Origin of the sequence: Nocardia transvalensis, assembly GCF_015477765.1 — a bacterium.
Lineage (GTDB): Bacteria > Actinomycetota > Actinomycetes > Mycobacteriales > Mycobacteriaceae > Nocardia > Nocardia transvalensis_A.
Window position 1 is genome coordinate 437988 of record NZ_JADLQQ010000005.1, and the last position, 25289, is coordinate 463276.

Genomic DNA, 25289 nt, shown 5'->3' on the forward strand with positions numbered 1-25289 from the left:
AAAAGCAGGCCGGGAACAACGGGGATACACGCACGCGCCCCCGGACCGACCGGTAGGGGCGTGGCTCGATCTATCTCGGTGTGTCTCGGGATCTTTCGAATTGCTGACAGGTCGTGGTCGTCGGTGGGAAGCTCGGATTAACCGCACATGTCGTACTCCGGGAGTGAGGGCACATGGTCGAGAAGGCGAGCACACCCGCCGGAGGCAACGGCAGGGTAGTCACGGTGGAGCGTCCCACGGACATCCGCAACGTGGTGCTGGTCGGGCACAGTGGGTCGGGGAAAACCACGCTGGTCGAGGCGCTCGCCGTGGCCACCGGCGCGGTCACCCGGGCCGGGCGGGTGGAGGACGGCACCTGCGTGTCCGACTACGACGACATCGAACAGCGACAACATAGATCGGTGCAGTTGTCGGTGGTCCCGATCGCCTGGGACGGGATCAAGATCAATCTGCTGGACACTCCCGGATATGCCGATTTCGTCGGCGAATTGAGGGCCGGTCTGCGCGCCGCGGACGCGGCCCTTTTCGTGATCTCGGCCGCCGCCGGTGCGGAGGGCGTCGGCGGGCAGACCCTCGCCCTGTGGGAGGAATGCGCCGCGGTCGGCATGCCCCGCGCGCTCGTGATCACCCATTTGGACGCCGCCCGAGCCGATTTCGACGAGATGGCCGAGACCTGTCGCGACTTTCTCGGCGGCGGCGCGGCGGAAAGCATGCTGCCGCTGCATCTTCCGGTGTACGGGCCGAAGGCCGCCGACGGCCACCGCCCCGTGACGGGGCTGATCGATCTGCTCACCCAGCAGGTCTTCGACTACTCCGCGGGCGAGCACACCCGCACCGAACCGACACCCGAACAGAGCGAGCTGATCGAGACGGCCCGCGGGCGGCTCATCGAGGGCATCATCGCCGAGAGCGAGGACGAGACCCTCATGGACCGCTATCTCGAGGGCGAGGAGATCGATCTCACCACGCTGGTCACCGATCTGGAGCGGGCCGTCGCGCGCGGCAGCTTCCATCCGATCCTGATCGCCGCTCCCCCGCCCGAGGGCGCGAAACAGGGCCTGGGCATGGTCGAGATCCTGGATCTGATCACGCGCGGATTCCCCACGCCCGCAGAGCATCCCGTCTCGGCGAGCTCCCCCTCCGGCAGTTCGGCCCCCGAGCCGCTGACCTGTGATCCGCAGGCGCCCCTCGCCGCCGAGGTGATCCGCACCGCCTCCGACCCCTACGTCGGGCGGCTGTCGCTGGTGCGCGTGTTCTCGGGCACCCTGCGCCCCGACGACACGGTGCACGTCTGCGGCCACGGCCCCACCGAAGAACGAAACCACGACGTGGACGAACGGGTGGGCGCGGTCTCGGCCCCCTTCGGCAAACAGCAACGGCCGCTCGGCCAGGCGATCGCAGGCGATATCGCCTGCGTCACCAAACTCGGTCATGCCGAGACCGGAGATACGTTGTCCGCCAAGGACACTCCGCTGCTGATCGAGCCGTGGTCGATGCCCGAGCCGCTGCTGCCCGTGGCCATTCGCGCGCACAGCAAGGCCGACGAGGACAAGCTGTCGCAGGGCCTGGGGCGGCTGGTGGCCGAGGATCCGACCGTGCGGCTGGAGCAGAACGGCCAGACCCATCAGATGGTGCTGTGGTGTCTGGGCGAAGCGCACCGCGACGTGGCCCTGGAGCGGCTGCGGTCGCGGTTCGGCGTCCAGGTGGATGTGATCGAGCACAAGGTGGCGCTGCGGGAAACCTTCGCCACCAGCGCAACCGGGCGCGGGCGGCATGTGAAACAGTCCGGCGGCCACGGCCAGTACGCCATCTGCGAGATCGAGGTGGCGCCGCTGCCGGAGGGGTCGGGAATCGAATTCGTCGACAAGGTGGTGGGCGGAGTCGTTCCGCGCCAATTCATTCCGTCGGTGGAGAAGGGTGTGCGCGCACAGGCGACCAAGGGCGTGGTCGCGGGCTATCCCCTGGTGGACGTGCGGGTGACGCTGTTCGACGGCAAGGCCCATTCGGTCGACTCCTCCGATGCCGCCTTCCAGACCGCGGGCGCGCTGGCGCTGCGCGAGGCCGCCGCGGCGGCGAAGATCAACCTGCTGGAGCCGATCGCCGAGGTGCGCGTGACGGTGTCCGACGATTACGTCGGGGCGGTCCTGTCGGACCTGTCCAGCCGGCGTGGCCGGGTGCTGGGCACCGAACCGGTCGGCGGCGGACGCACGGCCATCCGCGCCGAGGTGCCGGAGCTGGAGCTGAGCCGCTACGCCATCGACCTGCGCTCCCTCTCGCACGGAGGGGCGCAGTTCAGCCGGACCTACAGCCGCCACGAACCCATGCCCACCCAGCTCGCCGAGACCATCCGCACCCAGGCCAAGGCCCCGGCCTGATCGATCGGGGCAATCCGGCCGATCCGGCTGCGCGGCGCTGGACCCTCGCCCACTATCCTGAGAACCATGGCAGCAGGTAAGGGCGGTAAACCGTCGAAGGAAGCGAAGGCCGCGGCGAAGGCGGCGCGCAAGCAGGCGTCGAAGGAGCGGCGTCGGCAGCTCTGGCAGGCCTTCCAGATGCAGCGCAAGGAAGACAAGCTGCTGCTTCCGTTGATGATCGGCGCCTTCGTCGGCATCGCCGTGGTGCTGTTCGTGATCGGCCTGTTCTTCGGCCTGCAGTGGTTCCTGCTGCCGATCGGTCTGCTGCTGGGCGCGCTGGTGGCGTTCATCATCTTCGGCCGCCGCGTGCAGAAGAACGTGTATGCCAAGGCCGAGGGCCAGGCCGGGGCGGCCGCGTGGGTGCTGGAGAATCTGCAGGGCAAGTGGCGCGTCACCAACGGCGTCGCCGCCACCACCCAGCTCGACGCCGTGCACCGGGTGATCGGTCTGCCGGGCGTCATCCTGGTCGCCGAGGGCTCGCCGCAGCGCGTGAAATCGCTGCTGGCACAGGAGAAGAAGCGCACCGCGCGGCTGGTCGGCGACACCCCGATCTACGACATCGTCATCGGTAACGACGAGGGCCAGGTGCCGCTGAAGGACCTGCAGCGCTACGTCACCAAACTCCCCCGCAACATCAACACCAAGCGCATGGACCTCATCGAGGGCCGCCTGTCCGCCCTGGCCACCCGTGGCGGCCCCGCCCTCCCCAAGGGCCCCCTCCCCACCGGCGCCAAGATGCGCGGCGTCCAGCGCACCATTCGCCGCCGCTGATCCCGGCGAAAAGCACGCCGGGAATTAGAGGACGCACGCCGGGAACTAGAGGACGCACGCCGGGAACTAGAGGACGCACGCCGGGAACTAGAGGACACACGCCGGGAACTAGAGGACGCACGCCGGGAACTACAGGACAACGGCAGCTTCATGCACATGATGCGAGGTACGATCGGGCACATGGCCGTGAAGATGAATATCGTCCTTCCCGACGAGATCGCGGCTCGACTTCGGGATGTAGCAGGCGAGGGCAAGATGAGCGATTACATCGCCCGCGCGGTTCGCAGCCGGCTGGTCGAAGACGAACTCCGCGCGCTCACCGAGTGGGAGGCCCAGCACGGAGGGCCGGATTTATCGTTCGAACTGGGATGGGAGCAGGACCCCGCCGAATGAGCGAGCCGACCGCGCAGGGCGAGATCTGGACGGTACGAACGATTTCGGGGCAAGAGTACTCGGCGGTGGTCGCGGACGCGGATATGCTCGCACGAAGCCGACCGACTGTCATGGCCGCACGGGTCTCCCCCACCCGCGAGGTTCCCTCGGCACTGGAACTTCTGACCGTGCCCCTCTCCGACAGCGAGGTGGTGGCCGTCTACTCGATGGCAACCATTCCCCGGACGGCCTTCGTCGAGCTGAAGACCCGCCTCACCGGCGAGCAGCTCGAGCGCCTGAAGGTCGCGCTGCGGGCGCGGTTCGATCTCTGACCCGACTATCGGTTACCGCGAGCGAACCAACGCGGTGCCGGTGGCACGGTCGTGCATGCCGCGTCCGTCGGAGTCGGTGAACAGGGCGGGGACGACGAAGATCAGCAGGACCTGGCGGGCCAGGGCGCGGACGAAACCGACGGGGACGGCCGCGTCGATGCGGATGACGCGCAGGCGCAGGAAGAACTGGCCCGGCGTGAAGCCGAACAGCGTCACGGTGACGATGCCGATCACGAACCAGACCAGCAGGGTGACGGTGTTGACGCTGCCGCCGCGCACGATCAGCGCGGCAATGCCCATGGCGATGAACCAGTCCACGAACAGCGCCACGATGCGCCGCATCATCGATGCCAATGATCCCGCACCCGATTCCGGCAGACCCAGCAGCTCGCCCGGATATTCGCCCGGCGCCGGATCTCCCGGATCGGCCGCATTCGGTCCCGACAGCCAGGAACCGGTGATTCGTCCCATGCCCCCAGCTTAGGCACCGCGGCCGGGTCGGCCACGTCACACCCTTCGCGCGCGGTCGTAGTGACGACGGGCCTTGGCCCGATTCCCGCAGGTCGCCATGGAACACCAGCGGCGTCGACCCGACGGTGAAGGGTCCAGATACATCCACGAGCACGCCCCGCAGAGGCGGATCTGCGCACGCTCGGGACCGAGCAGTAATTCGTTGCTCAACAAGGCGATTCGCCCGCCGAGCACCCCGAATCCGGCCGTGCCGACACCAATGTCCCAGGGAGCGGACCGATTCGGCAGCGCCGACAGCCGGGCGTGCGCATACGCCGCCCGGATGTCCGCCTCGACCCTTTCCCGCGCGTCGGCGGGCGGCTCGGCGTCCTCCACGATCGCCATCAGATAGGCGTGCAAGGCCTCGCGCTGAGCCCGCAGGTCCCCGATCGCCCGCTCCCCCTCGGCCGTGCCCGCATCGCCACGCAGCCGAGCCGCGCCGGTCCCGTCGAGCACACCCGCCCGGACAGCCCACTCCAGCGCGTCGCGCCAGCGCGTCAATCGCTCGACATCGCGCGCCCTGGTCCGCCCGCCCGCCGTGTTCACGAAGTCCAGGACGGGATGCCCGCCGATGAAATTGCTCGACGTCCACGTCGTCATGCGCCGACTCTCCTTGAACCCGTGACAATCCTGCCCTACTCTCGGATTCTAACCGGAATATGACGCTTTAGGGGTTAGGGATGAACGAGTTCGACGGCAGCCACCTGTCCGAGGTGTTCGAGTTCGAGGGACAACAGGTTCGCCACGGCAGCATCGGCCGCGGCGAACCCCTGGTCCTGCTGCACGGCACCCCCTTCTCCTCGGTGGTATGGCGGCGGATCGCCCCCTACCTCGCCGCCCGCCGGCGGGTGTACTACTTCGACCTGCTCGGTTACGGACGCTCGGAGATGCGCGCGGGCCAGGACGTCTCCCTCGGCTTGCAGAACCGCCTGTTCGCCGCCCTGCTCGCACACTGGGGACTGCTACGGCCGGATGTGGTGGCCCACGATTTCGGCGGCACCACGGCCCTGCGCACCCTGCTGCTGAACGGCCGCGACTACCGCACGCTGACCCTCATCGATCCCGTCGCGCTCGGCCCCTCCGGATCCCCTTTCGTCCAGGCGACCCGCGCCCACGAGGACGTCTTCGCCGCCCTCCCCGCCTACGCCCACGAGGCGCTGGTGCGCGCCTACATCCGCGGCGCCGCCCACGATCCACTCACCGAGTCCGAGCTGTGGCGCTACCTCGAGCCGTGGCTGGGCCCGACCGGGCAGGCCGCCTTCTATCGGCAGATCGCCCAGATGAGCGACCGGTACACCGACGAGATCGAGCATCGCTACGGATCGATCGACTGTCCGGTCACCGTGCTGTGGGGCGAGCAGGACGCGTGGATCCCGATAGATCGCGGCCGCGAACTCGCCCAGCGCATCCCGGGCGCCGAATTCCGCCCCGTCCCCGGCGCGGGTCATCTCGTGCAGGAGGACGCTCCCGAGGCGGTCGTCGCGACCGTCCTCGGCGTACTGGACCGCGCAGCCTGACCATTCGGACGACACCGATTGCGGGCGGTAAACTTTCGACGCCACGCGGGCGCGACGCGCCGGTCCTTACCGAATCTTTTGCGGGTCCGGACGGGTGCCGCAATCCCACTGGTGGCAGGATGTGCGTGCTGGTCGAGCACACATCGGTAACCGGCCGAGCTGCTGGCAGGGCGCGGGAACATCGCTGCCCGGCGGCTAGCGGCACGTGTAACACCGGCGAAACACATTCTTGATTGCCGGGAAACACCGCATCCATAGCGTTCTGCGACGAACCCAGCACGCGGCACTGGCTGGGAACCGATCCGTAAGGAGTACTAAGTGGCGTTCAGCACGGCCGACGAGGTCATCAAGTACATCAAGGAGGAGGAAGTCGAGTACGTCGACGTCCGCTTCTGCGATCTCCCCGGTATCCAGCAGCACTTCTCGATCCCGGCGAAGACCTTCACCGCCGACCTGGCCGAGGAGGGCCTGGCGTTCGACGGTTCTTCGGTGCGCGGCTTCCAGTCGATCGACGAGTCGGACATGCTGCTGCTGCCCGACTTCAGCACCGCCCGGATCGACCCGTTCCGGGCCGCCAAGACGCTGAACCTGAACTTCTTCGTGCACGATCCGTTCACCCGCGAGGCCTACAGCCGCGACCCGCGCAATATCGCGCGCAAGGCCGAGGAGTACCTGCGCTCCACCGGCATTGCCGACACCGCGTTCTTCGGCCCGGAGGCGGAGTTCTACATCTTCGACTCCATCCGCTACGACTCGGCGATGAACGGCGCCTTCTACGAGATCGAGTCGATCTCGGGCTCCTGGAACACCGGTGCCGAGTTCAACCCGGACGGCACCCTCAACCGCGGCTACAAGGTCCGCAACAAGGGTGGCTACTTCCCGGTCGCGCCGTACGACCACTACGTGGACCTGCGCGACAAGATCTCGACCAACCTGCAGAACGCGGGCTTCGAGCTCGAGCGCGGCCACCACGAGGTGGGCACGGCGGGCCAGGCCGAGATCAACTACCGCTTCGGCACCCTGCTGTCGGCGGCCGACGATCTGATGCTGTTCAAGTACATCGTCAAGAACACCGCGTGGGCCGAGGGCAAGACCGTCACCTTCATGCCGAAGCCGCTGTTCGGTGACAACGGCTCGGGCATGCACGTGCACCAGTCGCTGTGGAAGGACGGCAAGCCGCTGTTCCACGACGAGGCCGGCTACGGCGGCCTGTCTGACCTGGCGCGCTGGTACATCGGCGGCATCCTGCACCACGCGCCGTCGCTGCTGGCGTTCACCAACCCGACCGTGAACTCCTACCACCGCCTGGTCCCGGGCTTCGAGGCCCCGATCAACCTGGTGTACTCGCAGCGCAACCGCTCTGCGGCCGTGCGCATCCCGGTCACCGGCAACAACCCGAAGGCCAAGCGCATCGAGTTCCGCGCGCCGGACTCCTCGGGCAACCCGTACCTGGCCTTCGCCGCCATGCTGATGGCCGGCCTGGACGGCATCAAGAAGAAGATCGAGCCCGCGGCCCCGGTCGACAAGGACCTCTACGAGCTCCCGCCGGAGGAGGCCAAGAACATCCCCCAGGCCCCCACCAGCCTGGCCTCGGTCATCGACAAGCTCGAGCAGGACCACGACTACCTCACCGAAGGCAACGTCTTCACCGAGGACCTCATCGAAACCTGGATCCAGCTCAAGCGCGACAACGAAATCGCCCCGGTCAACCTCCGCCCGCACCCCTACGAGTTCGAGCTCTACTTCGACGTGTAAGCCCGATCAGGGAATTCACCCCTGATTCAAGGCATCGGTACGCAGAGAGTACGCAGTAGAGTCCATCCGCTTCGTGATCACATCCGCGATCACTTTGCGGGTGGACTCGTCTGTATCGGGCCACAGATGCCCGTAGGTGTCCAAGGTGGTCTTGGCGTTGGCATGCCGCATGCGTGCCTGCACGACCTTGATGTTCGCGCCAGCCGCGATCAGCAGCGACGCAAGGTAGTGACGCAGATCCTGGAAGCTGAATTCGTCAGGTAGACCGGCAATTCCGCCGCGCGCATCGCGTAGGGCACGCTCGACCTGCCACGGCGGGACCGGGTTGCCGAACTCGTCGCTGACGACGTGATCCCCTGGGAATTCCTTGACGGCCGCCGACAACATCAGTGCCAGCTCACGGGCGATCGGAATCGGCGCTTCCGAACCGTCCGTCTTCAACGGCTTGCCGCCCCACTGCTGATGCGGGTATACGACGCCGCGCAGGAAGTCCATGTCTTCGCGGACGCGGATCCCGCACGCCTCCGACACCCGGAGCCCGGCGAACGCGCCGAGCAGGATGGCGCTGCGCATGTGCGTCGGCATCGCGTCGTAGATCGCCCACACCTGCTCTGTGGTGGCGCAGTACACCTTCTGCTTGCCTGCGGGTGGTGATGTGCGACGGGAGCATGGGTTGCGGGCCAGAATGCCGTCCAGCACGGCGTCACCGAGGATCTGTGACAGCCGGGAGTGCAGCGCGTACACGTAGCTCGGTTCATGGCCGCGATCCTTCAGCTTGGCGCACCACGCCTTCACCATCGACGGCCGGACCGCCGACAGCTGGATCTTCCCGAACTCCTCTTTGATCTGCGCGATGTGCACCTTGGCCTGCCGAACCGTTGTATCTCGGTGCACCGCATAGCCTTTCACCCATTCGTCGCACCATTGCTCGACCGTCAGCTTGGCGTCGCGAGGTGCTACATGGGTGCCCTGCTCGAGCGCAGATGTGGCCTTGTTCAGCCAGTCCTGAGCATCGGTCTTGCGGGTGAACCGCTGAGTGAATTCCTTGCCGGTGTCATCAACGTAGCGTGCCCGCCACCGCTTGCCCGTACCGTGCAGCTTGGACGGCACGCGCTCGGTGGTTCCGTCCTCGTTGCGGATGGTCTTGTACCACAGATCTTCTACGCCAGCGCGGCGATTTCGGCGCACAGTCATCAGAACGGGGCCCGTTCATTGTCACTGGCTATGCGCGCGGCGCTTGTCCCGATACGCTCCCTGATCTCATCAATTTCGTTGTCGGGCATCAGATCTCGGTGCTCGTCAGTCAGGGCGTAGAAATCTCGTTCGAGATCTTCCCTCAGCCCCTCGTACAGCATGGCAGCGCTCCACAGCTGGTGGTCGTACTTGTCGAGTTGAACCAGCATCGCGCGGATCTTCGAGACTGCTTGAACCGAGTCCGTGTCATCGGTGAGTCGATCGAGTGGCACACCGAGGATGGCGGCGACGGCCTTTGCCTCACCGAGCTGCACCTGTCGGCTACCGTTCTCGATCTTGTACACCGTTGCCTGATGCCACTTGAACCCGCGCTCCGACATTTGCTCCGCAAGAGCCTCTTGGGAGAGTCCGGTATCACCACGCAGAGTCTTCAGGTTCGATGCGAAGACCTCTTCAGCCGATAACGATGTCCGTTGCGCGCGTACGGCTTCGAGCGCGGCTCGGCCGCGCTCGCCAGGGCGCGTGAACCGCCTGCCGTGCTGCGCCCCAGGCGTCGGCTCGGGCAACTCGTCATGGTCATGGTCATCCGGCATGTGCCAACGATAATCCAAACTGTTGTTTGCTGTCACTCCAATCCAGCGATAATCTGAGATGGCCTTGCAGATCAATCCGAAATGGAGTTCAGGTGGATCAGCTTGCCCGAGAGGGTCATCGTGAGTACTTGACGACGAGAGAGGTCAGTTCGCTGACTGGCATCCCGGAATCGACGTGGCGGTACTGGCGGCATATCGGTGAGGGCCCGGCATCGTTCCGCCTTGGCGGCAAGCGAGTTGTGTACCGGCGCAGCGAGGTTGCGCGCTGGATCAAGGCTCAGGAGGCGGAGACCACGCGTGGGGGTGTGGCCTGAGCCATGACGGGCCGGTCGTTGAACAAGTTCGCCTGGATGGAGGCGCTACGGGGTGCGGATCTGTCGCACGCCGAGTATCGCATCCTGCTGAATCTGAGCACGTGGGCGAACGGCGACCTGACCAACGCGTACCCAGGAATGAAGGCGCTGGCCGAGGCGGCGCAGGTATCGCCGCCGACGTTGAAGAAGGCGTTGCGAACCCTGACCGCGAAGGGGTGGATCGTGCTGGTCGATCCGGGCGGAAACCAGTACTGGAAGGGCAAGGCCAATGTGTACTCGCTGGCTGTCCCGAAGGGGGTAACCGGGTTGTCCCCTTCGGGTTCGCAAGGGGGTAAGCCATTTTCGGAAGGGGGTAACTCAGTTTCGGAAGGGGGTAAATCGGCACCCGGTGAAGGGGACAACTCAGTTATCCCCCACCAGGAACTACTACCAGGGGATTCCACCAATGCATCTGATCAGGCGGCGGTCGTTGCGTTAGCTGACGCGGGCGCGCGCGGGCGCGTGGCTGAGCAGAGCCCCGCCGAAGTGATCGCCGCTGAGGTGGTGGAGGAGACCGTCCACGCGCACGGGTTCGAGGCGATCTTCACCCCCAGTGCTGCCGCGCCGGTCGAGCCTGCCCCGAGCGTTCCTGCGCCGGTCGCCGAGTTCGGATCGGATCCGGCGGCGAACCCGCTGGCGTGGCTGGACAGCCAGTTGCCGGGTGGGTTCCTGGCCGGGGAGCGGGCGAAGGCTCAGCAGATGCTCGACGCGGGCGACCACTACACGAGCGTGCGCTGGGCCGTCTTGCGCGGACGGCAGAAACCGAAACCAAAGCTCCCGTCGTCGCGTCGCCGGGCGTACATCGACGACAGCAAATCCGCATAGGAGAAGACCATGATCTTGCGCCCGTGCCTGGACTGCGGCGAACCGAGCACCACCGCGCGCTGCCCGGAGCACGCACTGAGAGATGACCGTGTTCGTGACCATGACCATGTGCATTGGAACGGCGGGCGGTGGAAGCGGTTGTCTGCGCGACTGCGGCGGGTACAGCCGTGGTGCTCGTCGTGTGGTGCCACCGACGAGTTGACCGTCGACCACATCGCCCCCGTAAGTACGCGCCCGGATCTCGCGTATGAGCTGAGAAATCTTCAGGTGCTGTGTAGGCGGTGCAACGGCCGCAAGGGGGCCCGGGGGATAGCCCCTACTCGAGAAGTTCTTCCGGCCCCCGGTGAGGCCAAGTTTGCGACTCACATCTCGCGCGGCGCCAGCAGAGATGCCGCAACCCTTTTCGTTGGCAGCACCGAAAACACCGCATGGGAATCGCGATGAAGGCGGGGCCGAAGGGGCAGATCGACGCCCCGCCGTTGTCGTTCAAGGGCTGGCCGCGTGACCGGGCGCGTCGCCGGGAGCGGTTCATCCGCGAATACCTCGTCACCCCGCGCGGGCATGGTGCGGGAAAGCCATTGCGGCTGCGGCAGTTTCAGGTCGACATCGTGCGTGGCGCGTATGCGGCGGGGGTACGGACGGCGTTGGTGTCGATCCCGCGCGCGAACGGGAAGACGATGCTGGCCGCCGCGCTGGCGGTGGCGGAGTTGTTCGTCGGCCCGCCCTCGGCCGAGGTGCTGGTGGTCGCCTCCGATCAGCGGCAGGCCAACATCACGCTGAAGTATGCGAAGCGGATGGTGGAGCTGAATCCGGCTTTGGCCGAACGGGTGCAGGTGTACGCGGACCGGTTGTACGTCCCGGAGAACGACGCGACGCTGCTGCCGCTGCCCGCCGAGGTCGGCGCGCTGCACGGGCATGATCCATCCCTTCAGATCGTGGACGAGCTGCACGTGGTGACCGAAGGCGTATGGGAGGCGGTCACCTCGGTCGCGGGCAAGCGCCCGGAATCACTGACACTGGCCATCAGCACCCCGGCCGCGTCCCCGGACAGCGTCATGTGGCGGTTGGTGGAACACGGACGCGCCGTAGACGATCCGGCGTTCTTCTTCCGCGAGTTCCGCGCCCCAGAGGGCTGCGATACCAGCGACCGTGCTGCGTGGCGGGTCGCGAATCCGGCGCTGTCGTGCCGAGACCCGTTCCTGTCCGAGGATGGCATCGAGGCGGCTCGGCGCACGATCCGCGAACCGGTGTTCCGACAGCTGCGCCTCGGGCAGTGGGTGGGCGGTGCTGAGTCGTGGTTGCCGTGGGGTGCGTGGGAAGCGTGCGCCGGGGACGGTGACGGGATGTCACTGTCCGTCGGCAAGCCACGTGTGGTGCTGGCATTCGATGGTTCGGCATCCGGTGACTCGACCGCCCTGGTCGGCTGCACGCTCGACGGGCACCTGTGGGTGGAAGGGCTGTGGGAGAACCCCGGAGACCCGCGCTGGCGAGTGCCGCGCGAAGACGTCGACAACGCCGTCGCGGTCGCGTTCGACACCTACGACGTGCTTGAGCTGGCGTGCGACCCGTGGGGGTGGCGCAGCGAGATCGAGGCATGGGCCAAGCGGCACGGTGAACGGCGTGTCCTGGAGTGGAACACCGCCCACGCCGCACGGATGGCCCCGGCCACCGACCGCCTGTATCAGGCCGTGGTCACCCACACCGTGACCCACGACGGAGACCCGCGGCTGGCCGCGCACGTCGCGCACTGCGTCGCCAAACGCACTCCGATGGGCGATCTGGTGTCCAAGGACAAGCGCGGGTCGCCCCGCAAGATCGACGCCGCCGTCGCGGCAATCGTCGCCTTCGACCGCGCCGCATGGCATTCGACCAAATCCACGAGAAAGCGAGTGAGGAGTTTTCAATGACCGAGTTGGTGACCACGCTGCTACAACGCCTCGACGAACCAGCCGCCCGCTACGCCGAACTGGACCGCTACTACACCGGTCGCCAACCGCTGGCGTTCCTGTCCCCGGAAGCGAAAACCGCGCTCGGCAACCGTTTCGGCCGCATGGCCTCCAACATCCCGCGCCTGGCGGTGACCGCGCTCGCGGAGCGGCTGCGGGTCACCGGGTTCACCGGTGCCGACGTGTGGGCCGACTGGCTACGCAACGACCTCGATCAGACCAGCGCCATCGCACACCGGGAAGCACTGCTGCTGGGCAGTGCGTATGTCATCGTGTGGGCCGACCGCTACGGACGCGCGAAGGTGACCGTGGAATCGGCCAAACAGGTTGCCGTGCTCACCGATCCCGGTACCCGCCACATCACGGCGGCGATCAAGCGGTGGGAGACCGACACCACGACCGAGGCTGTCCTGTACCTGCCGGACCGGATCATGCGCCTGCGCGCTCCCCAGACCGGCGCAACCACACAGGGATTCGCGACCGTCGACGAGCTCGCGAACCCGCTGGGGGTAGTGCCCGTGGTCCGGTTGCGCAACGGTGACCGTCTGCTCGAGGACGGGGTCTCGGAGATCGAGGACCTCAAACCGTTGGTGGACGCGTTGAACAAGTCCCTAGCCGACATGATGGTCACCAGCGAGTACGTCGGCCGGCCGCGTCGCTGGGCCACCGGGATCGAGCTCGAGGAAGACGACGCTGGCAACGCGGTGAACCCGATCCCCGAGGGCAACCGCGCCATGATCAGCGAATCGGCCGACAGCAAGTTCGGCCAGCTCCCCTCGGCCGACCTCGCCGGATACGAGGCATCGGTGCGGGTGCTGCTCGGTCAGATCATGGCCGTGTCCGCGCTGCCCGCCCACTACGTCGGGGTGTTCACCGACAACCCCGCCAGCGCCGACGCCTTGCGCGCGTCGGAAGCCAGCCTCACCGCCCGCGCCGAGGCGCGCCAAGCGATGTTCGGCCGCTCCTGGGAAGACGTGGCCCGCCTGATTGTCGCCGTCCGCGACGGTGCCGACCCGCTCGGGGTGGACGTTCGGGTCGGCTGGGCCGACGCCGCAACCCGCTCGGTCGCCCAGCAAGCCGACGCCATCGTCAAGCTGCACGGTGCCGGGCTCCTGCCCGCATCCATCGCGCTGAGCCGCCTCGGCTACACCGATGACGAAATCACCGCCATCGGCCACGCCCGCCGCACCGAAATCCTCGACACCACAACGGAGCCCACCCATGCCTGAGGACAACGACACCTTCACCTCCTCCGACACGACCGAGACCACCGACCCCGTGCAGACCGACACCGAGCAAACCGACATGTTCCCGCGCGCGTATGTGGAGAAGTTGCGCGACGAGAACGCCAAGTACCGGCAGCGCGCCGGGCGGGCCGACGAATACGCCCACCGCCTGCACGCCGAATTGGTCCGTGCGACCGGCCGACTGACCGATCCGACAGACCTTCCGTTCGATCCGGACCATCTGACCGACCCGCAGACGTTGACCACCGCGATAGACGCGCTGCTGGCGAGAAAACCCCACCTCGCCGCCCGCACCCCGGTCGGCGACATCGGCCAAGGAGCGACATCCTCAGCCGCCGCCGTCGACCTCGCGGGCCTGCTACGGGCACGGGCGCGGTGACCACCATGAATGAGCTGAAAGCACAAACCGCCGAGGCACTGTTGACGGCGATCAAGGACAAGGCAGCCTCCGCCAACATGCCCAGTCTCGAATCACTCGCCCGCGCCTACGCGCTCGTCGTCACCGCCGAGTCCGCACCGACAGCGAGCCCGCAGGTACACACTTGGCCCGTTGGCGATTAGCTCGCATCCGGTAATCTGAAGGGGTCGCGCCTGGTGCGCGGCCCCTTCACTTGTCCTGGTGGCAATGGGTACCCGAAATCCCTACGCCCGGTAAGGACATTCCCATGGTCGAAACTACTACCGCCAATCCCGAACTGCTCCGGGACCAAGTCGCGTCCCTGCTCGTGCAGCCCCTCGAAGCCGCCTCTGTCGTGCTCGCGTCTGGGCCTCGTATTTTCGATACCGCCGCCCCGCTGCGCATCCCGAAACTCGTCTCCGGCGCCCCAGTCGGATTCGTCGGCGAAGGCGAACTCATCCCCGAAGGCGACGTCGACTTCGCCGAGATCACCCTCATGCCCACCGACCGCAAATCGTTGAAGGTGCTGATCCGATTCACCAACGAACTACTGCGCCAATCGGTGATCGGCCTGGACGCCACCCTGAAAACCCGTCTGGTCAAAGACGTCTCCGATCGACTCGATACCGCGCTGCTGACCGGCGACAGCACCGCCCAGTCCATCACCGGCATCATCAACCAACCGGGTGTACAGACCGGTGTCCTCGACGTGAGCAACCCGAATAGCCTGCTCGACGCCATCGCGCTCGCCTCGGCCGCCGAGGTCACCCCGAACAGGTGGTTCCTCAACGGCCAAGACTTCATCGCGCTGCGCAAGCTCAAAGACACCACCGGCCGCTACATCCTCGAAAGCGACCTCACCGAGGACGTGACCTACCGTCTGTTCGGCATCCCGGTCACCGTGACCAACAAGCTCGCCGTCGGCAAGGCCGTGCTGATCGACATGGCCCACGTCGCCATCGCCCGCGACCTCGCGCCCTCGGTGACCCTGCTGTCGGAGCGATACGCCGAATACGACCAGCAAGCCATCCGCGTCGTGACCCGCTACGACCTCGGACTGCTGCACCCCAAAGGCGTCATCGTCCTCACCAAAAAGCCATGACAACCATCACCGGCAAGCAGATCGCCGACTTCCTCGGCCAAGGCGACAACACAGAGCTGGTCGCCCTGGCCGACCAAGTCGTCCCCCTCGTCGCCCTCATGGCCAAGGCATACACCCGAGGTCAAGGATTCACCGGACCCACACCCAACGACGAACTGGCCGCTGTCATCACCACCGCATCGGCCCGCATGGTCGCCAACCCCGAACAAATCGACCACGAACAAACCACCGGACCCTTCACCGACCGCAAAGCCAGCAGCTTCACCAGCTGGTCACTCGCCGAAACCTACGTCCTCAACCGGTACCGCAAACGAGCGCAATGACATCCACGGATGCGCGGTGACAACTCGAGACAATGCCCCCGGCTGGAGTCCGCTGCTTCGCGCCTAATCGGATATCCGGGGGCATTGCTCGATAACCAGCACTACCGTTGTCGTGACTCAGCGTGTTTCACCGCGCTACTCGGCGGCGCTGTCGTTCTCTGTTTCCGTCGCGACCTCGTTGTCGATCGCGGCGTCATCGTCCGGGCTGTCCATAGGCACCTCCTTCCTGTGGTCGTCGTATTCTTCTCGTGCCGCACCACGAGATCCCCGATCGCCTGCGTGGGGGTGTGGTGGTGCGGAACGCCTCAATAGGCACGGCTGCTGTCGGGCTTGACCTTCCCCGCCGCGATCAAGACCGATAGCGCCGCCGCCTTACGCGGACATACATCAGGCCCACAATCCCTGTGTAGCTGGGTGATCCGGTGCGCCTGCTGCTCGGTGAGCGGGCGAACGGGTGCCCCGTGGTACCAGACCACCCCGCGCCCCGACAGGTCGTCCTCGCGTTCGATGCGGGCACGGAGCTCCTGCACGCTCACGCCCTCCTGCTTCGGATCGGCGTCCTCACGCCACCAGTCGAACCCCACCACGTCACCCCTTACCGTCATACGAACCGGTCACTGGAGAGGCACCCGACGCCGAGCGAGGCGATCATCCCGGCGTCGGGGCCTACCTAGAGCCTTGTTGCTGGCCGGGATATGACGGCAGTGGTAAGAGGGTGGCATCTCGTCGCAGGTCGCGGCCCTGTTACGGCGATTCGTGCACGCTAGTGGCATCGGGGGTGGCATCCACGAGCAGGGGCGTACAAAAGGTGGGGAAAGTGGCAGGCTTGAGCCATGTCGGCGGCCACGGGAACATTGATCAAACAGCTTCGCGTTGCTAAAGGTTGGAGTCAGGGCAAGCTCGCCAGCGAGCTGTCCAAGGTGTCGGGATTCAACATGAGCCGCGAGTACATCTCGCGGAATTGGGAGTCGGGCAAGACCGAACCGTCGTCGTTCTGGCTGCGTCACCTCGCGACGGTGTTGGATTGTCCACCGGAACTGTTGGAGGCCGACGTGAACCGTCGCGAATTCCTATCGCATCTCGCCGCGACATCGATTGCGCCTGTGGTCGCGTCCGATCTACTGTCCCAAGGGTTTTCGGCTCGATTGCACTCGACCGGCCCCACTGTCGAACAGTGGGAGGGGACGTTGGCTCAGTACGGCACCGACTACATGAGCCAAGGCGCGGCACAGATCCAACAGCGCCTGGCCGCCGATCTCGTTGTACTGCAACAGCAGTTGGATTCCCCACGTATGTGGGCTATTGCCGCCCGGCTGATGACGCTATTCGCGAAGACATATCCGGGCAGTGACGGCAACAAGGCAATCTCCTGGTACCGCATGGCTGCCGATGCCGCCGATCGGTCCGGAGACACCGACATCCGTGTCTGGGTGCGCGGTAGAGCCGCCATCGCGCTCGGCTACGAAGGGGCGTCGTTGCCCGTAGCCCATACGTTCGCAGATCAAGCGTTGGGTATCTCCGAACGCCACAGCCTCGGCCGCCTGAACGCCATCTGGGGTAAGGCTCACGCGGCAGCGCTCGAAGGCGACCGAGCTACCGCACGCGAGCTGATTGACACCGGACGCCGGGAATTCGAAGTGTCCTACTCCGAGGAACAGACCTCGGACTACGCGGTGCCGTGGTGGCGAGTAAACGTCTTCCTGTCACTCCTGGCGGCCCGCCTCGGTGAAGAACGGTTGGCAGTCAAGGCACAGGACGACGCACGTGCAGAACTGCCACCGGAGCTGCCCCGCTTCGCCACCCATCTGGAGATGCACCGGGGCCTGATGTTGGTACGCGCCGGGGACAGCGACCAAGGGGTGAAGCTCGCTCGAGCTGCCCTGGACGCGCTACCGCAGGAGAAACACTCGCTCACGCTGCGGATGCTCATGGAAGAGATTGCAGGACCAAACCACTCTGGCAGCGTCGCAACCTGATAAGCCCGTACATGCCCGCCTGCCAAGTCGGCCGTGCCCGATCTGGTCGGACACGGCGGGGCGACGGTTCGACCGGATGCCGAGAAACCGGCGTCCGCCCTGGGGCTTGCGACCTAAGCCGAGGTCTGTCGCATCAGTACGCAGAGAGTACGCAGCAGAGTCGAAAGGCACCCTCTGACGCCAACGCTACCAACGGATGAATCCGCTGGTAGAGCCCTTGTACCAATACCTGCCGCAAACGACAAACGCCTAGATAGCAGTCCGAGCTCTACTTCGACGTGTAAGTCGCAGTACCGCACCAACTCCCCCGAGGCCCCAGCCGAATCCGGCTGGGGCCTCGGCCTTTTCGGGCCTCCACCCTCGCTCCGAAACAATTCGACGTCGCGCTCAGGTCATATTAAAAACCATATCAACCCTGCCAGGTAAAGATACTTGACGGAATAGTTTGCTGGAGCGAAGCTGAAGCTATCAACCATATGCAGGATCACCCTGAGAGCGAGCGTCAGGAGGAGAAAGGAGTAGCACAATGTCTGGACACGTGGATTTGGTGGCGGCGCCGGATTCGGCGTTGGCCCAGGCGGCGACCGACCTGCTGACCGACTGTGCACCCGAGGTGCTGGTCAACCATTGCCACCGGGTCTACCAGTGGGCCTGTGCCCTGGGCGAACACCGCAAGTGGCGGGTGGACCGGGAGCTGCTGTACCTGGAGTCCATGTTGCACGACCTGGGCGTGACCGAGCGTTTCGACGGCCCGAAATCGTTCGAGGTGGAAGGGGGCAACGCCGCCGAGAAATTCCTCCTCGAGCACGGCTGCCCCAAGAAGCGCGCCGAGACCGTGAAAGAGGCGACCCTGCTCCACGTGGACACCAAGACCTTCCAGGACCCCAGGCACGAAGTGGCCTTGCTGGCCATGGCCTGCGCCATGGAAAACCGGGGCGAGTTCGCCGATGAGTTCGACGCGGACTTCATCGACGCCGTGGTGCAGAAATGGCCACGCAAGGCCTACCGGGAATACACCCGGCGCACCAGCCAGGACCACGCCGAACGCAAACCCGACTCCCTTTCCGCCCAGCTCGTCAACTCCGGCGTTTTCGACCGAGACCCCCAGGACTCGCCCTTCGCCGAATGACCCCCACGGCGACGACCGGCGAACGGAAACGCAATGGGAACAAACCTTCTCGAAGACAAAGTTGCGCTGATCACCGGTGCCGCGTCGGGTATCGGCGCGGCAGCGGCACAGGCGTTCGCCAGGCACGGCGCACGCCTGGTGCTGGCCGATATCAACGAGGAGAAAGGCCGCGAACTCGCCGACGCGGTCCGGCATTCCGGTGGACAAGCGGTGTTCGTCCGAACCGATGTCTGTTCGCACGACGACGTCGCTGCCATGGTCGCTGCGGCGGTGACCCGATTCGGCCGCCTGGACTGCGCCTTCAACAACGCGGGCATCTCCGGAACCTCGGCTCTGCTGCACGAGATCACCCCCGAGAGCTGGGATCGGATGATCGCGGTCAATCTCACCAGCGTGTGGGTTTCCATGAAATACGAGATCCCGCAGATGCTCGCCCAAGGCGGGGGCGTGATTCTCAACAACGCTTCCGTCGGGGGCCTGGCGGGTTTTCCCCGGCAGGCGGATTACGACGCGGCCAAACACGGGGTAGTCGGACTATCCAAAGCGGGCGCGGTCGAGTACGGCCGACACGGCATTCGGGTCAACGCCCTCTGCCCGGGAGGGACCCGAACGCCGATGATGGAAACCGCCATTCAGACCGGATCCCTGGCCGAAGCACTGGTGTCCCGAATCCTCTTGGGACGGTTCGGCGAACCCGCCGAAGTCGCCGAGACGGCGGCATGGCTGTGCTCGGACGCCGCCGGCTACATCACCGGGCATGCGGTGCCCGTCGATGGCGGGCTGATCCCGTAGCGGGCGCAACCACCATTCACTATTGGACACACAGGAGGATCCTGATGGCTCGCATTGATCTTCTCGATCCGTCGGAGATGGCGACCGACAAACGCCGGGTGTATGAGGCGTTCCCCTCCAACCTGATCAGAGGCCTGCTCACGACCAACCCCGAAATCGCGGAGGGCTATTTGCGGCTGAGCATGAGCTTTGCGAGGTCCTCCCTCGACCCGGCCCTGCGGGAGCTGGCGATACTGCGTGTCGGCACACTCACCGGCTGCGACTATGCATGGTTACAACACGTCGGCCGGGCCAGGGACGCAGGAGCATCCGAACAACAGATCAGCGCGGCGAAGACGGGCAATTACGCGACACTCGACAAGCTGTCGTCGGCCGCTCTCGGCTACGTCGATGAATGCGTAGCGAATTTCCGTGTGCCCCAAAAGACCTTCGATGTAGCCCGCACCGCGCTGGGCGACGAAAACCTCGTCACGCTCACCCTGTTGGTCGGCCACTACATGGCGACGACACGATTCATCGAGAACTTCGACATCGACCTCGACGACAAGCCCAGCGTCTTGGGCTCAGCCTCCAATTCGTGACGACCAGCGCAGCAACGGCGGTGGATCCGGCACTTCACCGATCTCGGCCGGGATTCCCTTGTCGGGCGTGGATAAGGGTGAGGAGCTGGCGGATGGCGGGGTCGGGGTTGGCGCGGTGGACGGCGAGGACGGTGATTTCGGCGGCCGAGGGCGGGTTGTCGAGGGGGAGATAGGTGACGCCCGGGTAGGGGGTGGGCGGTATGAGGCTGACGCACAGACCGGCGGCGATGTAGCTGAGCAGGCCGATGGAGTTGTCGGAGCGGGCGTAGTCGCGGGGGGTGAAACCGGCTTGGCGGCAGGCCAGTTGGATCTGGTGGCCCAGTTCGTGGACGTTCTCGCTGGGCAGGGCGAAGTTGTCGTCGCGGAGGTCGGCGAGGGTGATCGAGGTGGCGCCGGCCAGGCGGTGGGTGGCCGGGATCGCGGCGCGCAGAGTTTCGGTGTGGACCGTGATCACTTCCAGACCCGACGTATCGGGGGCGGGAGCGACGACGAAGGCGATATCGAGGGCGTCGGCCTGTACCAGTTCGATCAGGTCCCGGGCGGAGGGTTCCTGGCGGGTGTGCAGGTGCAGGTCGGGGAGGTGTTCGGCGGTGGCGGCGAGCAGGTCGGGGAAGTAGCGGAACGACAGCATGGTGCCCGAGCCGATGCGCAGGTCACCGGCCTGTCCGAGGCCGATGCGGCGGGCCCGGTCCACCGCGGCGTGCTGAGCCGACAGCAGGCGCGCCGCATCCTGGGCGAAGGCCGCCCCCGCGGCGGTCAGGCGCACCTTCTTGTTGCTGCGGTCGAGCAGTGCGACACCGATCCCGCGTTCGAGTCGTCCGATGGCCTGTGACAGCGGGGGCTGGCTGATCGACAACCGTTGCGCGGCGCGGCCGAAGTGCAGTTCCTCGGCGACGGCCAGGTATTGCTCCAACAGCCGGGGCGTCAGATCCATATCGAAAACCGTATCAGGCAGCCCGGGTAAAGACGGTTGACCGACACGTGCGTGGTGGCCGATTCGACGGTATGGTGGCATGAGCAATGGGGGAAAGATCATTCAGCCGAAATGCCCTTCGCTGAAATTCGCGAGAGCACGGCGATTTTCGTTGTCCAGGAGCAGTCCCGGTGGGTACGGTGGGCAGTCTCGGTGAGTGGGGCTGATGCGGTTTTCTGGTGCGGAAAGACCTCGGGGGTACAGCGGCGGTTCTAATGTCGCCCGCCATGAAGGTTTCGTTAATTTCCTTGATTGGCGCCGGTTTGGCGACTATTGCGTTGACGGCGACGACGGTGACGGCCCAGCCCGAGGTGGAGCCCGCACCCGGTGTGGAGTCCGCGCCGTCGGTGGAGGCCGTGGCCGGTGGAAAGATTGATTTACAAGGTGCGGTCAACGTCCGGGATATCGGCGGGTATCGCACCTATGACGGAAAGACGGTGAAGTCCGACAAGGCAATTCGTGCCGACGCGTTGAACGGGCTGACCGATTCCGACATCCAGAAACTCGCCGCGCTGAACCTGAAGCAGGTGATCGATCTGCGCACCCCGACAGAGGTCCGGATCATGGGTGCGGACAGGTTGCCGCCCGGCGTGCCACTCATCTCGCGTCCGATCGATGACACCGGGATGCTGCAGCTGATGGTGCAGCTGATTCAGTCCAGGGATTACCAAAGGCAGCAGGAGGTCCTCGGCAACGGCGGTGCCGAGAACATCATGAAGAAGATGTACATCTCCCTCGCGACCAGTGCCGATACCAAGGCCAAGGTCGCCCAGACCATTCGCGACCTCGCGGCCACCGACAGGCCCACGCTGTATCACTGCACCGCAGGCAAGGACCGCACCGGTTGGACGACTTATATCGTGCTGCGGGCGGTCGGCGTCCCGGAGCGCACCGCGCGCCAGGATTACCTGCTGTCGAACCAGTACCGCGCCGCCTCCGACGCCAAACTGCGCGAGCAGGTCAAGCAGGCGGGCTACATGGAGAATCCGGATCTGCTGATCCCCTTGCAGGAGGTCCGCAACGAGTACTTGGACACCGCGCTGCGGGAGATCGGCGACTTCGGCAGGTACCTGACCAACGGTCTGGGCCTCGACCCGCAGACGATCGTGCAACTCCGCAGGAACCTGGTCGGCTAGACACCCTCTGACCCGAGCCCCAGCGAATACCGCTGGGGCTCTGCGCGTTCTACGATCGCTCCCCGACGATCAGAAGTGCGGATGACAGCCCAGGGAGGCGCTGTAGACGGCCGCCGGACGCTGGGACGCGGCCATGTTGCGGCGTTCCTCGCGCGTCAAGGTGCGACGGGCCAGCGAACGGCGAGCGTAGTCGCGCAGGGCGGGCAGCCAGGGGCGATGGTCGCCGTGGCGCAAGTGCGGACGGATCATTGCTGGGACTCCTTCACCTCCCGGGACGGGGGAAGATCTATTGTTCCACCGATCCCACAAGAAATCTGTCGAAACTCTGTTGAAACAACAGGTGAACTCGCTGGGGCGGAAAGGATCTCGTACACCGGGGTTACGCGCCACCGCCGGGCGGCACCGCTCAGATCACGCGGCGGCGTGCGATCGCGCCCAGCACGGTCAGATCCAGATCGCCCGAAGCCTCGGTCCAGCCCATGGCCCGCAACTCCGACGGGGAGCCGACACCGAGGGCGTCGTGCAGTCCGTAGGCCACCGCGGCGGCCAATTCGATCAGTCCGGTCCGCGAGATCGGCCACAGCAGGGTGCGGTGCCAGTTCTCGATCTCGTGCGCGGGCACCGGCGGGGTCCACCCCAGTTCCCGTAATCGCTGTTCGGCGGCGGCGGAAATCGGTTCGGCCAGATAGTGATTGCCGGTGAGTTCGACGGTCAGCTTGATGTCGTACTGCAGAAACTGCACGTATCGGTTACCGGGCGCGGCGATGACCAGGGTGGCGCGCGAGGGCAGTTCGGACAGACATCGGGCCAGCGCCTGCACGAATCCGACCCATTCCGCAGCCACCGCTTCGCTCATCTGTCCCCCGGCGCCCTTCTCACGATGGGCCGATCATACGCCGTCGCCACCGCCGTGCCGCCGAAATACCGTGTGGGGTATCGGTTTCAGAGGCCGAGGCACCGGCGTCACCCTGGGTGACGGGACGCCGGTGGGTGGCACTATGCGCCGGGCCGTTTGCCGTGGTTGGCCTTCTTCTTGCGGCGGGCGCGTTTCTTGTCGGCGCGCTTGGACATGATCGAATATCTCCTGTCTGTCAGTGGATTTCGGTGAGCCGAGCGGTGAGTTTGGCCAACCGGGTGCGAATACCCGGGTTGTCCACCAACGCAGCGGGTTTCGCCGGTTCCCGGCGGACGTAGTAGCCGCCGTCGACCACCGCGCCGCGCGGGTCGAACAGCGGCGCGATCTCCGCGGCCACCTCGGCGGCCGGGCGGCCCACCTGCCCGTACAGCTTCAGCATTCCGGTCTTCACATTGCCCGGATCCACGCTGACGGCGCTGAACGCACCGTCGTGAGTGTCGGCGAGGGTGCGGGTGAACATGGTCAGCGCCAGCTTGGACTGCGCATAGACCGGCAGCGGCAGGTAGTACCCCTTCTTGCGGTCCAGATCGTTCCAGGCGATGGCGCCGCCGCGATGCATTTCGGAGGAGATGTTGACGACCCGGCCCCGGGCGGCGGTGAGCGCGCCGGTCAGCGCCTTCGTCAGCGCATACGCCGCAAGGTAATTGACCTGCAGGGTCACCTCGTGACCGGCCGCGGTGCGGGTGCGCCGCTCCGGGCCCACGATGGCGGCGTTGTTGACCAGCACGTCCAAAGTCGGCACGGTCCGGGCCAATTCGCCTGCCAGCGTGAGCACCGCGGCGAAGTCGGTGAAGTCGGCCACTACCAGACGCAGCCGCAACGGTTCGGCGCCGTCCTTGACCAGCTCTTCCAGGGCGAGATCGCCGCTGGCCCGGTCGGGGGCGTGCACGATCACGGTGGCGCCGTCGTCGACCAGACGGCGGGCCAGGGCGAATCCGAGACCGCTGGTGGACCCGGTGACGAGCGCGGTGGGAGCGGGAGAAACAGAATCGGGCATGGGTCATCCATTCCGGAGCAGGGCAGGCCGATGCGGCCGCGCCGATCGGGCGCGACGGGACCTGCGCGTGAGAGGGGGAAAGACGTCGAGCGAATCCGGTACTACCGGTGACGAATTCGGCCGGGCTCGGCCGTCAGAGGATCAGCGAGCGGCACGATGGCGGCTCGTCCTCGCCGCCGAAGCCGAAACGCTCCAGACCGGTCGGCGCCGGCTCCCGGCGGCACGGCGACAACCCGCCGGTCCCGGACATATCCGGGATCGCCTGCGGGGCACGAAGGTTCGTGCGCATGTCGGCCATGACTCCATCAGACCTGGTGACGATGGTCTCGGGCAAGTTCCCGCCGCCGTCTTGACGAAAAATTTCCGCGTCGTCCCCTCGACTGCCCTGCCCCTATCCACTACACGCCGGGATCGACGCTAAGCGGCCGCGAGCCCGCTGATCGCCCCGCGCACCAACACGATTCCCGCGATGGCCAGGGCCCACCCGGTGGCGCTGTCGGCATGCCGGGACAGGAATCCGTCGACCTTGGTCAACAGCGGTTCGATCGCGGAGTGCAGCAGCGACCGTCCGGCGATCAACACCAGCGCGGGCACCACCATGACCACGCAATACCCGGCCAGCAAGGCGATCGAGACACCGATCGGCAGATCGCTGGACACCAGCAATCCGATCGCGCCGAGGTACGGCACCATCGAAAACGCTTCCAGCGTACCCGCACTCACCGCGAGCACGGCCAGCCCGCCCGCGGAGGACTGCCGCTGCAGGGCCCGGGTGCGCCAGGCGGCCGTGCGGTCGGGCTCACCGCGGGCCCGGCGCTTCTTGGAATCGAACCGCCAGGACACCGCGAACAGCGCGACGCCCAGCAGTAACTGCGGCACCAGCACGACCGGGCTGTGTGCCAACCCGCCCAGCCGATCCCAGCCCGTGCTCACGACGGTCATGAGCACCACGCCGAGCATGAAGTAGAAGACCGCGATGGCGGCGAGATAGACCAGCATCCGCCGCGCGGGTGGCCGGTCCGGGGCCAGCAGCAGCCAGATCGGGACGATGAGGGTGCCGATGCTGGTGCTGTCCACCAGGGCAAGTCCGATGAGGGCCGGAATCAGGATCACGCAGCCAGACTCGCCTGCGGCGCAC

General features: G+C 66.1%; 32 protein-coding genes. 20 read left to right on the forward strand and 12 right to left on the reverse strand.

Annotated elements, in window-relative coordinates:
• The first annotated feature begins 173 nt into the window (after positions 1–173).
• The 4 genes from IU452_RS17145 (at position 174) to IU452_RS17160 (ending at position 3889) form a co-directional block, all read left to right on the forward strand.
• On the forward strand, positions 174–2375 hold the full coding sequence (locus IU452_RS17145) for an elongation factor G-like protein EF-G2 (protein WP_195110049.1): 2202 nt from the start codon (positions 174–176) through the stop codon (positions 2373–2375).
• Positions 2376–2441: 66 nt separating this feature from the next.
• On the forward strand, positions 2442–3185 hold the full coding sequence (locus IU452_RS17150; protein ID WP_195110050.1) for a DUF4191 domain-containing protein: 744 nt from the start codon (positions 2442–2444) through the stop codon (positions 3183–3185).
• 180 nt (positions 3186–3365) lie between these two features.
• A complete protein-coding gene (locus tag IU452_RS17155; protein ID WP_195110051.1) occupies positions 3366–3578 on the forward strand; it encodes a hypothetical protein in 213 nt (70 codons plus the stop codon).
• A complete protein-coding gene (locus IU452_RS17160) occupies positions 3575–3889 on the forward strand; it encodes a hypothetical protein (RefSeq protein WP_195110052.1) in 315 nt (104 codons plus the stop codon). Before IU452_RS17155 ends, IU452_RS17160 begins: the two co-directional genes overlap by 4 nt.
• 12 nt (positions 3890–3901) lie before the next feature.
• On the opposite strand, the gene IU452_RS17165 is transcribed toward IU452_RS17160, so the two are convergent.
• Together IU452_RS17165 and IU452_RS17170 are read right to left on the reverse strand one after the other, a co-directional pair.
• Positions 3902–4360 (reverse strand): RDD family protein, encoded by a 459-nt coding sequence (locus IU452_RS17165; RefSeq protein WP_195110053.1) that lies wholly within the window; start codon positions 4358–4360, stop codon positions 3902–3904.
• A gap of 36 nt (positions 4361–4396) precedes the next feature.
• Positions 4397–4999: a CGNR zinc finger domain-containing protein gene (locus tag IU452_RS17170; RefSeq protein ID WP_195110054.1), complete on the reverse strand. Its 603-nt coding sequence runs from the start codon at positions 4997–4999 to the stop codon at positions 4397–4399.
• An 80-nt stretch (positions 5000–5079) separates the two neighbouring features.
• On the opposite strand from IU452_RS17170, the gene IU452_RS17175 reads away from it, so the two are divergent.
• Both IU452_RS17175 and glnA read left to right on the forward strand, forming a co-directional pair.
• Positions 5080–5916, forward strand: coding sequence for an alpha/beta fold hydrolase (locus IU452_RS17175; RefSeq protein WP_195110055.1), 837 nt, complete (start codon positions 5080–5082; stop codon positions 5914–5916).
• A 318-nt stretch (positions 5917–6234) separates the two neighbouring features.
• Positions 6235–7671 carry a type I glutamate--ammonia ligase gene (gene glnA, locus IU452_RS17180; protein ID WP_195110056.1) on the forward strand — a complete coding sequence of 479 codons (1437 nt, stop codon included), beginning with the start codon at positions 6235–6237 and terminating at the stop codon, positions 7669–7671.
• A gap of 15 nt (positions 7672–7686) precedes the next feature.
• Here glnA and IU452_RS17185 read toward each other — a convergent pair whose 3' ends face one another.
• Together IU452_RS17185 and IU452_RS17190 are read right to left on the reverse strand one after the other, a co-directional pair.
• Complete coding sequence (locus IU452_RS17185; protein WP_195110057.1) at positions 7687–8865, reverse strand: tyrosine-type recombinase/integrase; 1179 nt, start codon at positions 8863–8865, stop codon at positions 7687–7689.
• The gene (locus IU452_RS17190) at positions 8865–9458 is read right to left on the reverse strand and encodes a helix-turn-helix domain-containing protein (protein ID WP_195110058.1); all 594 of its coding nucleotides are present in this window, start codon (positions 9456–9458) and stop codon (positions 8865–8867) included. The genes IU452_RS17185 and IU452_RS17190 overlap by 1 nt, the downstream gene beginning before the upstream one ends.
• 128 nt (positions 9459–9586) lie before the next feature.
• On the opposite strand from IU452_RS17190, the gene IU452_RS17195 reads away from it, so the two are divergent.
• The 9 genes from IU452_RS17195 (at position 9587) to IU452_RS17235 (ending at position 15651) form a co-directional block, all read left to right on the forward strand.
• Positions 9587–9772, forward strand: a complete 186-nt coding sequence (locus tag IU452_RS17195; protein ID WP_195110059.1) for a helix-turn-helix transcriptional regulator — start codon at positions 9587–9589, stop codon at positions 9770–9772.
• Positions 9773–9775: 3 nt separating this feature from the next.
• A complete protein-coding gene (locus IU452_RS17200) occupies positions 9776–10636 on the forward strand; it encodes a MarR family winged helix-turn-helix transcriptional regulator (RefSeq protein ID WP_195110060.1) in 861 nt (286 codons plus the stop codon).
• A gap of 9 nt (positions 10637–10645) precedes the next feature.
• Complete coding sequence (locus IU452_RS39495; protein ID WP_195110061.1) at positions 10646–11080, forward strand: HNH endonuclease; 435 nt, start codon at positions 10646–10648, stop codon at positions 11078–11080.
• Positions 11077–12543, forward strand: a complete 1467-nt coding sequence (locus IU452_RS17210; RefSeq protein WP_195110062.1) for a terminase large subunit domain-containing protein — start codon at positions 11077–11079, stop codon at positions 12541–12543. Before IU452_RS39495 ends, IU452_RS17210 begins: the two co-directional genes overlap by 4 nt.
• A complete protein-coding gene (locus tag IU452_RS17215; RefSeq protein WP_195110063.1) occupies positions 12540–13811 on the forward strand; it encodes a phage portal protein in 1272 nt (423 codons plus the stop codon). Before IU452_RS17210 ends, IU452_RS17215 begins: the two co-directional genes overlap by 4 nt.
• Entirely contained in the window at positions 13804–14208 is a 405-nt protein-coding gene (locus IU452_RS17220) for a hypothetical protein (RefSeq protein WP_195110064.1), read from the forward strand. Before IU452_RS17215 ends, IU452_RS17220 begins: the two co-directional genes overlap by 8 nt.
• A gap of 5 nt (positions 14209–14213) precedes the next feature.
• On the forward strand, positions 14214–14390 hold the full coding sequence (locus IU452_RS17225) for a hypothetical protein (RefSeq protein WP_195110065.1): 177 nt from the start codon (positions 14214–14216) through the stop codon (positions 14388–14390).
• A 104-nt stretch (positions 14391–14494) separates the two neighbouring features.
• A complete protein-coding gene (locus IU452_RS17230) occupies positions 14495–15328 on the forward strand; it encodes a phage major capsid protein (RefSeq protein ID WP_195110066.1) in 834 nt (277 codons plus the stop codon).
• A complete protein-coding gene (locus IU452_RS17235) occupies positions 15325–15651 on the forward strand; it encodes a hypothetical protein (protein WP_195110067.1) in 327 nt (108 codons plus the stop codon). The genes IU452_RS17230 and IU452_RS17235 overlap by 4 nt, the downstream gene beginning before the upstream one ends.
• A 305-nt stretch (positions 15652–15956) precedes the next feature.
• On the opposite strand, the gene IU452_RS17240 is transcribed toward IU452_RS17235, so the two are convergent.
• Positions 15957–16235: a hypothetical protein gene (locus IU452_RS17240; protein WP_195110068.1), complete on the reverse strand. Its 279-nt coding sequence runs from the start codon at positions 16233–16235 to the stop codon at positions 15957–15959.
• Positions 16236–16484: 249 nt separating this feature from the next.
• Here IU452_RS17240 and IU452_RS17245 point away from each other — a divergent pair, with 249 nt between their 5' ends.
• The 4 genes from IU452_RS17245 (at position 16485) to IU452_RS17260 (ending at position 20129) form a co-directional block, all read left to right on the forward strand.
• Positions 16485–17627, forward strand: coding sequence for a helix-turn-helix domain-containing protein (locus IU452_RS17245; protein ID WP_195110069.1), 1143 nt, complete (start codon positions 16485–16487; stop codon positions 17625–17627).
• A 526-nt stretch (positions 17628–18153) separates the two neighbouring features.
• A complete protein-coding gene (locus IU452_RS17250; RefSeq protein WP_195110070.1) occupies positions 18154–18756 on the forward strand; it encodes a phosphohydrolase in 603 nt (200 codons plus the stop codon).
• Between the two features lie 33 nt (positions 18757–18789).
• Positions 18790–19548 (forward strand): SDR family NAD(P)-dependent oxidoreductase, encoded by a 759-nt coding sequence (locus IU452_RS17255; RefSeq protein ID WP_195110071.1) that lies wholly within the window; start codon positions 18790–18792, stop codon positions 19546–19548.
• A 44-nt stretch (positions 19549–19592) separates the two neighbouring features.
• Positions 19593–20129 carry a carboxymuconolactone decarboxylase family protein gene (locus IU452_RS17260; RefSeq protein ID WP_195110072.1) on the forward strand — a complete coding sequence of 179 codons (537 nt, stop codon included), beginning with the start codon at positions 19593–19595 and terminating at the stop codon, positions 20127–20129.
• 34 nt (positions 20130–20163) lie between these two features.
• On the opposite strand, the gene IU452_RS17265 is transcribed toward IU452_RS17260, so the two are convergent.
• Positions 20164–21063 (reverse strand): LysR substrate-binding domain-containing protein, encoded by a 900-nt coding sequence (locus IU452_RS17265; protein WP_195110073.1) that lies wholly within the window; start codon positions 21061–21063, stop codon positions 20164–20166.
• A gap of 317 nt (positions 21064–21380) precedes the next feature.
• Between IU452_RS17265 and IU452_RS17270 the strand changes: the two genes are divergently transcribed.
• Positions 21381–22238 (forward strand): tyrosine-protein phosphatase, encoded by an 858-nt coding sequence (locus IU452_RS17270; protein ID WP_228817963.1) that lies wholly within the window; start codon positions 21381–21383, stop codon positions 22236–22238.
• A gap of 69 nt (positions 22239–22307) precedes the next feature.
• Here the strand turns inward: IU452_RS17270 and IU452_RS17275 are convergent, their stop codons facing one another.
• From IU452_RS17275 to IU452_RS17295, 6 genes are all read right to left on the reverse strand, one after another.
• Positions 22308–22487 (reverse strand): hypothetical protein, encoded by a 180-nt coding sequence (locus IU452_RS17275; RefSeq protein WP_195110270.1) that lies wholly within the window; start codon positions 22485–22487, stop codon positions 22308–22310.
• A gap of 157 nt (positions 22488–22644) precedes the next feature.
• Positions 22645–23082, reverse strand: a complete 438-nt coding sequence (locus tag IU452_RS17280) for a TY-Chap domain-containing protein (RefSeq protein WP_195110075.1) — start codon at positions 23080–23082, stop codon at positions 22645–22647.
• A 152-nt stretch (positions 23083–23234) separates the two neighbouring features.
• The gene (locus tag IU452_RS39500; RefSeq protein ID WP_393454191.1) at positions 23235–23309 is read right to left on the reverse strand and encodes a 50S ribosomal protein bL37; all 75 of its coding nucleotides are present in this window, start codon (positions 23307–23309) and stop codon (positions 23235–23237) included.
• 20 nt (positions 23310–23329) lie between these two features.
• Positions 23330–24151, reverse strand: coding sequence for an SDR family NAD(P)-dependent oxidoreductase (locus tag IU452_RS17285; RefSeq protein ID WP_195110076.1), 822 nt, complete (start codon positions 24149–24151; stop codon positions 23330–23332).
• A 133-nt stretch (positions 24152–24284) separates the two neighbouring features.
• Positions 24285–24449 carry a hypothetical protein gene (locus IU452_RS17290; RefSeq protein ID WP_195110077.1) on the reverse strand — a complete coding sequence of 55 codons (165 nt, stop codon included), beginning with the start codon at positions 24447–24449 and terminating at the stop codon, positions 24285–24287.
• A 119-nt stretch (positions 24450–24568) separates the two neighbouring features.
• Entirely contained in the window at positions 24569–25264 is a 696-nt protein-coding gene (locus IU452_RS17295; protein WP_195110078.1) for a GAP family protein, read from the reverse strand.
• Positions 25265–25289: the final 25 nt, after the last annotated feature.